General features: G+C 51.0%; 8 protein-coding genes. 5 read left to right on the top strand and 3 right to left on the bottom strand.

Going from position 1 to position 14231, the window contains the following annotated elements:
• Window positions 1–4 precede the first annotated feature (4 nt).
• Together rcsC and gyrA are read right to left on the bottom strand one after the other, a co-directional pair.
• Window positions 5–2884, bottom strand: a complete 2880-nt coding sequence (rcsC, locus tag Z042_RS12600; protein ID WP_024911378.1) for a two-component system sensor histidine kinase RcsC — start codon at window positions 2882–2884, stop codon at window positions 5–7.
• A 216-nt stretch (window positions 2885–3100) separates the two neighbouring features.
• Window positions 3101–5740, bottom strand: coding sequence for a DNA topoisomerase (ATP-hydrolyzing) subunit A (gene gyrA / locus Z042_RS12595; protein ID WP_024911379.1), 2640 nt, complete (start codon window positions 5738–5740; stop codon window positions 3101–3103).
• A 254-nt stretch (window positions 5741–5994) separates the two neighbouring features.
• Between gyrA and ubiG the strand changes: the two genes are divergently transcribed.
• The 4 genes from ubiG to yfaE all read left to right on the top strand — a co-directional run bounded on the left by ubiG (window position 5995) and on the right by yfaE (window position 10921).
• Entirely contained in the window at window positions 5995–6720 is a 726-nt protein-coding gene (ubiG, locus tag Z042_RS12590) for a bifunctional 2-polyprenyl-6-hydroxyphenol methylase/3-demethylubiquinol 3-O-methyltransferase UbiG (protein ID WP_024911380.1), read from the top strand.
• A 436-nt stretch (window positions 6721–7156) separates the two neighbouring features.
• Window positions 7157–9445, top strand: coding sequence for a class 1a ribonucleoside-diphosphate reductase subunit alpha (gene nrdA, locus Z042_RS12585; protein ID WP_024911381.1), 2289 nt, complete (start codon window positions 7157–7159; stop codon window positions 9443–9445).
• Window positions 9446–9514: 69 nt separating this feature from the next.
• A complete protein-coding gene (gene nrdB, locus Z042_RS12580; protein ID WP_024911382.1) occupies window positions 9515–10645 on the top strand; it encodes a class Ia ribonucleoside-diphosphate reductase subunit beta in 1131 nt (376 codons plus the stop codon).
• A gap of 6 nt (window positions 10646–10651) precedes the next feature.
• The gene (yfaE, locus tag Z042_RS12575; protein WP_024911383.1) at window positions 10652–10921 is read left to right on the top strand and encodes a class I ribonucleotide reductase maintenance protein YfaE; all 270 of its coding nucleotides are present in this window, start codon (window positions 10652–10654) and stop codon (window positions 10919–10921) included.
• A gap of 214 nt (window positions 10922–11135) precedes the next feature.
• Here yfaE and Z042_RS12570 read toward each other — a convergent pair whose 3' ends face one another.
• Complete coding sequence (locus Z042_RS12570) at window positions 11136–12332, bottom strand: nicotinamide mononucleotide deamidase-related protein YfaY (RefSeq protein WP_024911384.1); 1197 nt, start codon at window positions 12330–12332, stop codon at window positions 11136–11138.
• Window positions 12333–12758: 426 nt separating this feature from the next.
• On the opposite strand from Z042_RS12570, the gene katA reads away from it, so the two are divergent.
• A complete protein-coding gene (katA, locus tag Z042_RS12565) occupies window positions 12759–14195 on the top strand; it encodes a catalase KatA (protein ID WP_024911385.1) in 1437 nt (478 codons plus the stop codon).
• Window positions 14196–14231: the final 36 nt, after the last annotated feature.

Here is a 14231-nt window from a genome sequence, read left to right as displayed (position 1 = left end):
TCTTCTATTCAGCGGGCTCCTGCTCAACGCGGCTTTGGCGCACCTGTTGGCTGTAATAAGACAATGTCTGGCTCAAAGTCTCCAGCGTTACCGGTTTCGACAGGCAATGATCCATTCCGGCTTCAATACAGCGCTGTTTCTCTTCCGCCAAAGCATTGGCCGTCACGCCAATAACCGGCCCGGTAACCTGCAATTGGCGCAGGCGCTGCGTCAAACGATAACCATCCATATTCGGCATGTTGACATCCGTCAGTATAATATCCACCGTATTGTGACCTAATACTCCTAAGGCATCGACGCCGTCGTTTGCCGTAATAACCTGATAACCCAGCGATATCAGTTGATCCGATAACAAACGGCGGTTGATTGGATGGTCGTCCACCACCAGCAAACGAATATCACCGTTGTCCACGTCTACCGTGCTGGCTTTCTCTGGTAATGGCAGCGATATCAAAGGCTTATTCTGGTCGTTATCGACACCAAACAGACGGTTCAGTAGCACAAAGGTATCCCGCAACGTAGAGGTGCTGTGTACCCAGTAACCTGAATGCGCTTCCAATGCTGGCCCGATATGCCCAATAGAAAACTCAATTTGTGCCAATAATGGCGTCGCTATTTGCAGTGGATAGTCGCTGAGCAGAACGTCACCCGCCAATGTCTCTTGCTCTTCATAGCGCAGCACCGTGGCACCATATCCCCCCAGGAGGGTCATTAAATAGTTTTCTAGCCGCTGGTTGCGAATTTGCAGCCAGAGAGTTTGCCCCAGCCAGATATCGCTGGCCTGCGGCAGCGAGAACTGTGCGCCGAACAAGGGAATACGGATGGTAAACAGGCTACCCAGCCCCGGCTCAGAATCCACGGCAATATCACCATCCATCAGGTTGATCAATTTCTCACAGATTGCCAATCCCAGGCCGGTGCCTTGAAAGTGGCGCTGCACTCCGCTGCCAACCTGGAAAAATGGATCAAACAGGCGGGGAATTTCCTTTTCTGGAATACCCACGCCCGTATCACGCACGCTGAATTCCAGATAATTGTTGCAAGTATTGACCTGAAGGATAATACAGCCGGTATCGGTAAATTTAATGGCATTGCTCAACAGGTTAGATAAAACCTGCTGCAAACGCACCGGGTCGCCATAAATACGCTCAGGGACGTTTTGTTCGATAAAGCAGTACAGCCCAAGGTGTTTTTTCACCACTAACGGCAGATAGTTGCCAGCAATATGCGTGAGCACTTCCAAACAAGAAAATTCACGCGGCTCAATTTTCAGTTGCTCAGACTCAATCTTGGAGAAATCCAGTATGTCGCTGATGATTTTCAGCAGCAGCCCCGATGAATTGTTCATCGCATTAACCAAACGTTCCACCCCTTGTGGCAGTTCCTTGGTCTGTAGCAAATCCAGATTACCAATAATCCCGTAGAGCGGCGTTCGCAACTCATGGCTGACGGTGGCCAGGAACATCGATTTGGATTGGCTGGCCTGTTCCGCCGCCGCCGCCATCTCCTGCAATGACTCTTCCATCTTCACGCGGGCGCTGACATCAACCAACACGCAAATGGCCACATCTTCATTGCGATAGCGGGAATGCACAAAACTGATTTGCAGATTGTTGTTATTACTGGTCATCACATCCACAAAATTCGCCTGCTGCTCACAGATAATCCGTGTAATGCGTTCGCGATCTTCGTGGGTCAGCAGATTGAGATAGTTGTGCGCCAGTTCGTTACTCAGGATATTGCTACCGTCACTGATGCGCAGAATACAGATCCCTACCGGTGCCGATGCCACAATCTTGTGGTTAAACTGCTCATGTTCTTCCAGCCGGAAGGCATTTTCTTCCGCAGGCAAAAACATCTTGCGTTCAAACAGCCAGGCCAGGCTGAACAAGACGATGGCTGACAGCAAATTTAACAGTACTGCATTAAGGAGCAATACCTTAAAACGCTCTGCCACACTTTTTACTGGCAAGGCATACACGATACTGAGCGATGATGGTGGTAATGCCTTCTTCATGATCAGTTCATGATAACCATCAACATAACCAAAATACGCCTGCACCTGTGGATAAGCAGAAAGTGCAGAGGCAGAATGTTCCCCATTTACCAGGCGCAACAACGGGCTATAGCCCTCATCCAGCAGCGTCACGCCAACCGGCAGGTTGCTCGACGTAATAAAATCTTCAAGACGGATGGTTTGCTCAATGCCTAACAATGCTTCTAACTTGTTACCAATATAAATCGGCGTCATCACATACAGATAACCCATATCTGGCCGCTGTTCGCTAGGCGTTATCCAGTAATAATTACTGTCTTTATCCGGGCTACTCGCATTACGGTATTTCAACACCTGCTCACGTAACGATTTCAGCATCTCCTGCCGAACAGCCGCACCATTAACACTGCCGAACTCCGCCATGCACAGGCTGTCACCGCCAATGAAAAACACGCGGTTGAGATCGTAGGCTGCAACAAAGTTTTCTTTCCAGTATTGAATCAGACTATTCAGCGCATTGAGTGAATCATGGCTAGGAGGAGTGAGAACACAGTTGGATTCAGGGAAAAGCGGTATCAGCTCTGGCTGAGTATTTTTGCCACTCATCGCGCCGCTAAACATATCCAGATCGCCGACCGAACCATTGAGACGGTTTTCTGCCATATATTTGATATCACGAATGATGTCGGAGGAGTGGCGAATATAACTTTGGGCCTGATCGAAGTTCAGATTGAATTCCTGCCGGATATCCGACTCCTGATCCTGCAAAATATTCAAAATATAAAAAGTCGTCAGCAACGCACCCAGCGACCACAGCATAAGTGCCAGTACCCGGAACAGATAACGGGAAATCTTTAACGTGGTACGGAAAGAGGCTAAATATTTCAATCGGATACCATACCCAAATGAGCAGAAATGCGCCTGTTGATAATAAAAGTGACGATGCCGGAAAACACCGTTGGACGATATACTCTAAATAATTCGAGTCGCATGACGAGTATATCGGCAATTAAACCATATAACTGAAAAAGGGCCTAGCATCGCTGCCAGGCCCTTGGTTTCGCCGAGGGTAAGGGGCCGAACCCACGCTACCTACGGCAATACTTATGCGTTTTCGTCATCCATATCGTCAGGCATGACATCGTCACCGTCGTCAAGCGGCGTATTATCTTCTTCCACAACACCAGGTTCAAGGCTGTCCAGTTCTTCATCTTCAACCGGTTCAGCGACGCGTTGCAGGCCAACGACATTTTCATCTTCAGTGGTACGGATCAGCGTCACACCCTGGGTATTACGGCCAACCACGCTGACTTCCGCAACACGGGTACGCACCAAAGTCCCCGCATCGGTAATCATCATGATCTGATCGGTAGTTTCTACCTGAACCGCACCGACCACCCGGCCATTACGCTCGCTCACTTTGATCGAGATAACTCCTTGAGTCGCACGCGATTTGGTCGGATATTCAGTGGCTGCCGTACGTTTACCGTAGCCATTCTGCGTCACCGTCAGGATGTCGCCTTCACCACGCGGGATGATCAAGGAGACTACGCTGTCACCTTCGCCGAGGTTGATCCCACGAACGCCGGTCGCAGTACGGCCCATTGAACGCACCTGCCCTTCAGGGAAGCGCACCACTTTACCGTTGGAAGAGAACAGCATGACTTCGTTGCTGCCATCGGTCAGATCCACCCCAATCAGTTCGTCACCTTCATTGAGGTTAACGGCGATAATGCCCGCACTGCGCGGACGGCTGAACTCAACCAGTGCTGTTTTCTTCACCGTACCGCTGGCGGTAGCCATAAACACATGGCGCCCTTCTTCATACTCACGCACCGGCAGGATCGCGGTAATACGTTCATTAGCTTCCAGCGGCAACAGGTTGACGATAGGGCGGCCACGCGCACCACGGCTGGCCTCTGGCAATTGATACACCTTCATCCAATACAAACGGCCACGGCTGGAGAAACACAGGATCGTATCGTGGGTATTGGCCACCAGCAGGCGATCAATAAAGTCTTCTTCTTTAATACGGGCAGCAGACTTGCCTTTACCGCCACGGCGCTGCGCTTCATAATCGGTCAACGGCTGGTACTTCACGTAGCCCTGATGCGACAGCGTCACCACCACATCTTCCTGATTGATCAGATCTTCGATGTTGATATCAGAAGTATTGGCGGTAATTTCAGTACGGCGCTGGTCACCAAACTGATCGCGAACGGCTTCCAGCTCTTCACGGATCACTTCCATCAAGCGATCCGGGTTTTCCAGAATAAAGATCAGCTCAGCGATCACGCCTAACAGTTCTTTATATTCGTCCAGCAGTTTCTCGTGTTCCAGACCGGTCAGTTTCTGCAAACGCAGATCCAGAATCGCCTGCGCCTGCTGCTCGGTCAGATAATATTTACCATCGCGGATACCGAACTCCGGCTCCAGCCACTCTGGGCGGGCCGCGTCATCACCAGCGCGCTCCAACATAGCGGCTACATTACCCAACTCCCATGGCTGCGCGACTAAAGCCACTTTCGCTTCGGCTGGCGTTGGCGCACGGCGGATCAATTCGATAATCGGATCGATGTTGGCTAACGCGATCGCCAAGGCTTCCAGAATATGCGCGCGATCGCGGGCCTTACGCAGTTCAAAAATGGTACGGCGAGTCACTACTTCACGGCGATGGCGAACAAATGCCTTCAGAATATCTTTCAGGTTCAACAACCTTGGCTGGCCCTGATGCAGCGCCACCATGTTGATACCAAAGGTCACCTGTAGCTGAGTCAGCGAATACAGGTTATTCAACACCACTTCGCCTACCGCGTCGCGTTTAACCTCAATCACGATGCGCATCCCGTCTTTATCAGACTCGTCACGCAGCGCGCTGATGCCTTCAACACGTTTCTCTTTCACCAACTCGGCAATTTTCTCGATCAGGCGAGCTTTATTCACCTGATAAGGAATTTCATGCACGATGATGGTTTCACGGCCCGTTTTGGCGTCGGCCTCTACTTCAGCACGGGCGCGGATATACACTTTGCCGCGGCCGGTACGATAGGCTTCTTCAATGCCACGGCGGCCATTGATGATCGCCGCCGTTGGGAAATCCGGGCCAGGAATGTGTTCCATTAAGCCTTCAATGCTGATGTTCTCATCATTGATATAGGCCAGGCAGCCGCTGATCACCTCAGACAGGTTGTGCGGCGGAATGTTAGTGGCCATCCCTACAGCAATACCGGACGAGCCGTTGACCAGCAAGTTAGGAATTTTAGTCGGCATAACTGCCGGGATCTGCTCGGTACCGTCGTAGTTCGGCACGAAATCGACGGTCTCTTTTTCCAGATCCGCCAGCAGTTCGTGAGCGATTTTCGACATACGCACTTCGGTGTAACGCATTGCCGCGGCGGAGTCGCCATCAACAGAACCGAAGTTACCCTGGCCGTCCACCAGCATATAGCGCAGCGAGAACGGCTGGGCCATGCGAACAATGGTATCGTAAACCGCACTGTCACCGTGCGGATGGTATTTACCGATGACGTCCCCAACGACACGGGCCGATTTTTTATAGGGTTTATTCCAGTCGTTACCCAATACATTCATCGCGTACAAAACGCGACGGTGTACTGGCTTCAGTCCATCACGAACATCTGGTAGCGCACGCCCGACAATAACGGACATCGCGTAATCCAGATACGAGCTTTTCAGCTCTTCTTCGATATTTACCGGTGTGATTTCTCTGGCAAGATCGCTCATGGAGCTGCTATCCCTCATACTGAATGGTTCATCTGCCCTGGCATAGTGCCAAAGGTGTAAAACTATATCACAAAGCGCGCTTTACGGGAAAATATACCCTGCAACTTAGCGTCTATTTGAGAATGACCAGCAGGGTTTACTGGTTATTCTGTTTTTGTCTGCGGTAAAAAATGCCTCGGCAACGACAGCACTGCGTCCACCGCGCTGGAACATGTATAATCCGCGTAATAGAGAACAAGGAGCCAATAACGCCCATGAATGCAGAATCATCTCGCCACGTGCAGAATGTCGATCATCAGGAAATCGCCAAGTTTGAGGCCGTGGCCTCGCGCTGGTGGGATCTGGAAGGTGAATTCAAACCCTTGCACCGCATCAACCCACTGCGTCTGAATTACATCATGCAACGTGCAGGCGGCATTTTTGCCCAAAAAGTGCTTGATGTCGGCTGCGGCGGCGGCATTCTGGCAGAAAGCATGGCACGTGAAGGCGCTTCCGTCACTGGCCTGGATATGGGCGCAGAACCGTTGCAGGTCGCGCGCCTGCATGCGCTGGAAAGCGGCATCAATGTCACTTACGTTCAGGAAACAGTAGAAAGTCATGCTCAGGCTCACCCCCAGCAGTATGACATCGTCACCTGTATGGAAATGCTTGAACACGTTCCCGATCCAGCTTCTGTGATTCGCGCCTGTGCTCACTTGGTGAAACCAGGCGGCCATGTGTTTTTCTCCACCATCAACCGCAATACCAAAGCCTGGCTGATGGCGGTGATTGGGGCGGAATACCTGCTCAAAATGGTGCCACAGGGTACACACGACCATAAAAAGTTCATCCGCCCTTCTGAGCTGATTGGCTGGGTTGATGGCACTCCGCTGCGTGAAAAGCATATGACTGGCCTGCATTACAATCCAATCACCGATCGTTTCAAGCTTGGCCACAATGTTGATGTGAATTATATGATTCATACCCAACACGAAGGCTAATCTGGCTGTACCCTTTTCGGAGCTGGCTTTGAGCTGGCTCCGCTGGCGTTGAAAACATAAGATAAATACGTCATTTACCCGGTTTCGATCAAAAAATGCGATGTAAGCAGCCTTTAGGAATATTTACTCAGATCAATCTGCCACTTTTTACCAATGTTTAATAAAGCGGCAAACGATCATGATTTTCTCTATCTCAGCGCAATCTTATCCCATTTATTAACAAGCTTGCCGCGCCAGTCACAGCGCGCATTTGGCAAAAGCAGCCACATTTCACCCCCAAGTTATCCACAAAATCGATCGATTTTGTTCACTTGCAAATCCTCAGTTTTATCACTATCTTGTTATTCCATTGACACACAGCCCCTATATATAGTGTTTACATACTGAGCGAAGCGACTACACTTCTGCCTAGGGGCATCATACGGACAGGTAAAAAATGAACCAAAGTCTGCTTGTAACTAAACGCGATGGCCGCAAAGAACGCATCAACCTCGACAAAATTCACCGGGTCATCGACTGGGCCGCAGAAGGGTTACACAACGTCTCGGTATCGCAAGTAGAGTTGCGTTCACATATTCAGTTTTATGACGGCATCAAAACCGCTGATATCCATGAAACCATCATCAAAGCCGCCGCCGATCTGATCTCCCGCGATGCGCCGGATTATCAGTATCTCGCCGCTCGTTTGGCTATCTTCCATCTGCGTAAAAAAGCCTATGGCCAGTTTGAACCGCCCAAACTGTATGCTCACGTGGCGCGCCTGGTAGAGATGGGCAAATACGATAAACATCTGCTGGAAGACTACACGGCCGAAGAATTCGAGCAGATGGACTCCTTTATCGATCACTGGCGTGATATGAATTTCTCTTATGCTGCGGTTAAACAGCTGGAAGGGAAATATCTGGTGCAGAACCGCGTCAGCGGTGAGATCTACGAAAGTGCGCAGTTTTTGTATATGTTGGTCGCTGCCTGCCTGTTTTCTGGCTACCCACGTGAAACCCGTCTGGATTATATAAAACGTTTCTATGATGCGATTTCCACTTTCAAGATTTCGTTACCTACGCCGATCATGGCCGGTGTACGTACTCCAACCCGTCAGTTCAGTTCTTGTGTCTTGATTGAATGCGGCGATAGCCTGGATTCCATCAACGCCACCTCCAGCGCCATTGTGAAATACGTTTCACAGCGGGCAGGAATCGGTATCAACGCTGGCCGCATCCGCGCACTGGGTAGCCCGATCCGCGGCGGTGAAGCTTTCCATACCGGCTGTATCCCGTTCTACAAGCATTTCCAGACCGCCGTGAAATCCTGTTCTCAGGGCGGTGTTCGCGGCGGTGCGGCTACCTTGTTCTACCCGATGTGGCATCTGGAAGTGGAAAGCCTGCTGGTACTGAAAAATAACCGTGGTGTTGAAGGCAACCGCGTGCGCCATATGGATTACGGCGTGCAGATCAACCGTTTGATGTATCAGCGCCTGATCAAAAATGAAGACATTACCCTGTTCAGCCCGTCGGATGTTCCAGGGTTGTACGATGCCTTCTTCGCCGATCAGGATGAGTTCGAACGCCTGTACACCCGATACGAAAAAGACAGCAGCATCCGCCAACAACGCGTGAAGGCCGTTGAGCTGTTCTCGCTGATGATGCAGGAACGTGCGTCTACTGGCCGTATCTACATTCAGAACGTCGATCACTGCAACACCCACAGCCCGTTTGATCCGCAGGTCGCACCGGTGCGCCAATCTAACCTGTGCCTGGAAATTGCCCTGCCGACCAAGCCCCTGGACGATGTGAACGACGAAAATGGCGAAATAGCCCTGTGTACGCTGTCTGCTTTCAACCTGGGTGCCATTGATAGCCTGGACGATCTGGAAGAACTGGCCACTCTGGCCGTGCGTGCGCTTGATGCGCTGCTGGATTACCAGGATTACCCGATTCTGGCCGCCCGGCATGGCGCAATGGGCCGCCGGACCTTGGGTATCGGCGTGATCAACTACGCCTATTATCTGGCGAAGAACGGCGTGCGTTATTCCGATGGCAGCGCCAACAACCTGACCCACAGAACCTTTGAAGCTATCCAGTATTACCTGCTGAAAGCCTCGAACCGTCTGGCGCAGGAACAAGGGGCATGCCCGTGGTTCCATGAAACCACCTATTCGCAAGGTATCTTGCCGATCGACACCTACAAAAAAGATTTGGATGCCGTCTGCAACGAACCTCTGCATTATGACTGGGAAACCCTGCGTCAAGAGATTAAGAAAACGGGTCTGCGTAACTCAACGCTGTCTGCGTTGATGCCGTCGGAAACTTCTTCGCAGATTTCCAACGCCACCAACGGTATTGAGCCACCACGCGGCCATATCAGTATCAAAGCCTCGAAAGACGGTATTCTGCGCCAGGTGGTGCCTGAGTACGAACGTCTGAAAAACGATTACGAACTGCTGTGGGAAATGCCGAACAACGATGGCTATCTGCAACTGGTTGGCCTGATGCAGAAATTTATCGATCAGTCGATCTCGGCTAACACCAACTATGATCCCACCCGTTTCCCTGGTGGCAAGGTGCCGATGAAGCAGCTGCTGAAAGACCTGCTCACCACTTACAAGTTCGGCGTGAAGACGCTGTATTATCAGAATACCCGCGATGGCGCAGAAGATATCCAGGAAGATTTGCAGCCAGCCAAAGGCGGCGATGACGACTGTGAAAGCGGCGCCTGCAAGATCTAAGGTTTGACACTCTGGGCCGGAACGCTTCCGGCCCCTTCAATTCAGCACGGTACTCATGGATTCAAGCTTATGGCTTACACCACTTTTTCTCAGAATAAAAACGACCAGTTGCTTGAGCCGATGTTTTTCGGCCAGCCAGTCAACGTGGCGCGTTTTGACCAGCAGAAACACGAAATTTTTGAAAAGCTGATCGAAAAACAGCTTTCCTTTTTCTGGCGCCCGGAAGAGGTTGATGTCTCGCGCGATCGCATCGATTATCAAGCCTTGCCAGACCATGAAAAACACATTTTTATCAGTAACCTGAAATACCAGACATTGCTGGACTCTATTCAGGGCCGCAGCCCGAACGTGGCGTTTTTACCGCTGATTTCGATCCCAGAACTGGAAACCTGGGTTGAAACCTGGTCATTCTCGGAAACCATTCACTCACGTTCTTACACACACATCATCCGCAACATCGTTAACGATCCTGCGCTGGTGTTTGACGATATTGTCACCAACGAAGAGATCCTCAAGCGCGCGAAAGACATTTCCGGCTATTACGACGATCTGATCGAAATGACCAGCTACTATCATCTGCTGGGTGAAGGCACGCATCAGGTCAATGGTAAAGCCGTTACCGTCAATCTGCGCGTGATGAAAAAGCAGCTTTATCTGTGCCTGATGAGCGTTAACGCGCTGGAAGCCATCCGTTTTTATGTCAGCTTCGCCTGTTCATTTGCCTTTGCAGAACGTGAGTTAATGGAAGGCAATGCCAAAATCATCAAACTGATCGCCCGTGACGAAGCGCTGCATCTGACCGGCACCCAGCATATGCTGAACCTGATGCGTTCAGGTGCAGATGACCCGGAAATGGCAGAGATTGCCGTAGAATGTCAGCAAGCCTGCTATGACCTGTTTGTGCTGGCGGCGCAGCAGGAAAAAGAGTGGGCAGAATACCTGTTCCGTGATGGTTCCATGATTGGTTTGAATAAAGACATTCTGTGCCAGTACGTAGAGTACATCACCAATATCCGTATGCAGGCCGTTGGTTTAGAGTTGCCATTCCAGACCCGCTCTAACCCTATTCCGTGGATTAACGCTTGGTTGGTGTCTGACAACGTGCAGGTGGCACCGCAGGAAGTGGAAGTCAGTTCTTATCTGGTGGGCCAGATTGACTCAGAGGTCAATGCTGACGACCTGAGCGATTTCGAGTTGTAAACGACCATGGCCGCCTCAACGACGCCAACCGTTACGCTGCGTGCTACCGGCACGCAGCTCTCCTGCCCCGAAGGTGAAAACTGCCTGCTTGAGGTACTGGAACTGCACGACGTCCCGGTGGAATACCAGTGCCGTTCCGGTTATTGCGGTGCCTGCCGTATGAAATTACTGAAAGGTAAAGTTGCCTATCGCCAACAGCCGCTGGCCTTTATCAATGAAGGGGAGATTCTGCCCTGCTGCTGTATGCCGTTGGTCGATATTGAGCTGGAAATATAAAATCGGGTGCCTGAAACTCGCGTCCAGATACCCAAAAGCGGGGTTTCCCCCGCCCAACGATCACCATTTCACATACAGGTTAACGACATCAGGATAGTGGTATCTTTCTGGTAGATTGCCAACCCGCAAAGCGTGTAGCAGCATAATACCACGTCGAACATCCCTTATAATATCATGATTAATAAGGGATATACCATCATGATGACGGTATTGGTTACTCGATGACTTCCACAATTTCCAGCCAACTGTTTTTTCCGCACACTGTTTCGCCATTCAACCAACGGCGCAGCATATCCAGCGCCAGCATTGCCACCGACTCCTGGCGCAAACGTAGGCCATGGCGTGCTGCGCGATAGTTCACTGTCTGACCTATACCGCCTTTTGGTGTATGCAAAGCAACACTAACGCGTTCCCCTTCCATCGCACTGACCGCCAGCGCCAACTGCGCACCGGTAAGTTGCGCTAAAGACTGGGCGCGTGCCAACACTGTTTCCAGCGTTTCGGAACAATGCGCGGGCAACAATTCACCACCCGCCAGCGGTGCCGCTTCGTTCTGCAATTGCAGATTGATTAAACCGGCGGTGAACTGCTCACTGAGCGCCAACTTCAGCCCTTGTTGCTGCAAACGTTCTGCCAACATAGCTGGTAGCCCCACCATACCTTCGAAAATCCGGTTATCACCGGCAACGCTACGCACCCGCTCCCACGCTTGTTCCATCGCCGCCTGTTGAGTACGTGGGCCTGTCAGCTTCAATTCAATAATCGGGCTGGAAGAACGATACCCCAGCACCACCTCTGGCGGTAGCGTCATGCCATCCAGTTCCGCAGCAAGATCGCTTTCTGACGTACCAAACGTGGTTAAACGCAGGCACAGCGGCGGCTCCGGCAGCGTCATGCTTTGCCGCAGGCGCGGTAAAATCTGTTCTTCAACCATCACTTTGAATTCAGAGGGTACGCCTGGCGTGAAAAACATCCGGCATTTATTAAGCTGCAACGTAAAGCCACAGGCAGTACCCACACGGTTATCCAGCATTTCAGCATTGGCCGGGAGCTGTGCCTGCTTACGATTGGAAGCCGCCATCGGGCGGCCACGCTCGGCGAAATACGCTTCCATACGTGCAATCCATTCAGGGTGTTCAACCAACTCAACGCCACAGGCATTAGCCGCCGCCAACGCGCTAAGATCGTCGCTGGTCGGCCCCAGGCCACCATTGACGATCAGCACATCGGCAATATGGCTGCGCTCCTGCAATATTTCTACCAACGAAGATAGGCTGTCTCCCACTGTTTCACGCCCACTCATCGGTAATCCCTGCTGGAACAGATAATCTGCCAGCCAGGCAGCATTGGTATCTATAATTTGCCCATGCAGCACCTCATCACCGGTGCTAAGCATTTCTATCCTTAACATTGCTTTCTCCTGCATTCTTGAACCACCCAATCGCTTTCAAGCGATCGCCAACGACACCATAGCTTGAAAGATGAAGGGTACACCAACGTCTGTAAACCACTTTTCACCCGCTGCCAAACGCTATTGTTTACCAAAATTATTTCATTCGTAGAGTAAGGGGCTGAGGGAACACTTAAACAGCCAGTGCAAACCCCGTTCCTCAGCAGTTCGATGTTATAACTTTCTAAGTTTTCAATAAATTATAAGAAAAGAGAATTCTTGACTCCTGTATTGCAACGATAACCTGTACCTATTTGCCCCTTGTCAATAATAGAGCTACAACTAGTAATGTCATTGATATAAGCCAGCAAGCCTAGCGCTTTTTTATGGCTTAAATCACCCGAGTAGAAGTACTCAACTTAACTGCAACACAGTAAGGAGCAATTAATGAGCAAGAAAGGATTAACCACTGCGGCTGGCGCACCCGTTGTTAATAATAATAATGTGATCACCGCCGGGAAACGTGGCCCAATGCTGCTACAAGACGTGTGGTTCCTGGAAAAGCTGGCGCATTTTGACCGTGAAGTGATCCCAGAACGCCGTATGCACGCTAAAGGTTCCGGTGCATATGGCACCTTCACTGTGACTCATGACATCACTCAATACACCCGCGCAAAAATCTTCTCTAACATTGGCAAAAAAACCGAATTATTCATCCGCTTTTCTACCGTTGCCGGTGAGCGTGGTGCGGCCGATGCAGAACGTGATATCCGTGGTTTTTCGATAAAATTTTACACCGAAGAAGGTAACTGGGATCTGGTTGGCAACGACACGCCGGTCTTTTATCTGCGCGATCCGTTGAAATTCCCCGATCTCAACCATGTAGTGAAACGCGATCCGCACACTAACCTGCGCAACCCGGTCTACAAATGGGATTTCTTCTCGCACCTACCGGAAGCCCTGCACCAGTTGACCATCGATTTCACTGACCGTGGTCTTCCTAAATCTTACCGCCACATGCACGGTTTCGGCAGCCATACTTTCAGTTTTATCAATGCCAATAACGAGCGTTTCTGGGTGAAATTCCACTTCCGCTGCGAACAAGGCATCGAAAACCTGATGGATGATGAAGCAGAAGCGATCATCGCCAAAGACCGTGAAAGTTCACAACGCGATTTGTACGATGCGATCAAGCAAGGCGATTTCCCACGCTGGAAGCTGCAAGTTCAGATCATGCCGGAGCACGAAGCCTCACAAACCCCGTATAACCCGTTTGACCTGACCAAAGTCTGGCCACACGCTGATTACCCACTAATCGATGTTGGCTTCTTCGAACTCAATCGCAACCCGGATAACTATTTCTCGGAAGTGGAACAAGTCGCGATGAGCCCGGCCAACGTGGTGCCAGGCATCGGTTTCTCACCGGATAGAATGTTGCAGGGCCGTTTGTTCTCTTACGGTGATGCACACCGCTACCGCCTCGGGGTCAACCACCATCAAATCCCGGTTAACGCGGCAAAATGCCCGTTCCATAACTACCATCGTGATGGAGCCATGCGCGTGGATGGTAATAGCGGCAACGGCGTAACCTATGAACCCAACAGCTTCGGCTTGTTCCAGGAACAACCGGATTTCAGCGAACCACCGTTGAGCATCGAAGGTGCGGCAGATCACTGGAATCATCGTGAAGATGAAGATTACTACAGCCAGCCGCGTGCGCTGTTTAATCTGCTGAGCGCCGAAGAGCATCAACGCATGTTTACCCGCATTGCCGGGGAACTGTCGCAGGTGCCGGAGCAGATCCAGCGCCGCCAGGTTGAACTGTTTACCAAAGTCCACCCTGATTACGGCGCAGGCGTCGCCAAAGCGCTGGGTTTGAAATAATCAATCATGTTGTGACCAAAACCACAGACGTGATAC

Source organism: Chania multitudinisentens RB-25, from assembly GCF_000520015.2.
GTDB classification, from domain to species: domain Bacteria; phylum Pseudomonadota; class Gammaproteobacteria; order Enterobacterales; family Enterobacteriaceae; genus Chania; species Chania multitudinisentens.
This window is presented reverse-complemented; position numbering and strand designations above follow the sequence as displayed.

What these genes read in the sequence shown, in the direction of transcription:
- gyrA (WP_024911379.1), bottom strand. Translation starts at nt 5,740, where the DNA reads ATGAGCGATCTTGCCAGAGAAATCACACCGGTAAATATCGAAGAAGAG.
- ubiG (WP_024911380.1), top strand. Translation starts at nt 5,995, where the DNA reads ATGAATGCAGAATCATCTCGCCACGTGCAGAATGTCGATCATCAGGAA.
- nrdA (WP_024911381.1), top strand. Translation starts at nt 7,157, where the DNA reads ATGAACCAAAGTCTGCTTGTAACTAAACGCGATGGCCGCAAAGAACGC.
- nrdB (WP_024911382.1), top strand. Translation starts at nt 9,515, where the DNA reads ATGGCTTACACCACTTTTTCTCAGAATAAAAACGACCAGTTGCTTGAG.
- yfaE (WP_024911383.1), top strand. Translation starts at nt 10,652, where the DNA reads ATGGCCGCCTCAACGACGCCAACCGTTACGCTGCGTGCTACCGGCACG.
- Z042_RS12570 (WP_024911384.1), bottom strand. Translation starts at nt 12,332, where the DNA reads ATGTTAAGGATAGAAATGCTTAGCACCGGTGATGAGGTGCTGCATGGG.
- katA (WP_024911385.1), top strand. Translation starts at nt 12,759, where the DNA reads ATGAGCAAGAAAGGATTAACCACTGCGGCTGGCGCACCCGTTGTTAAT.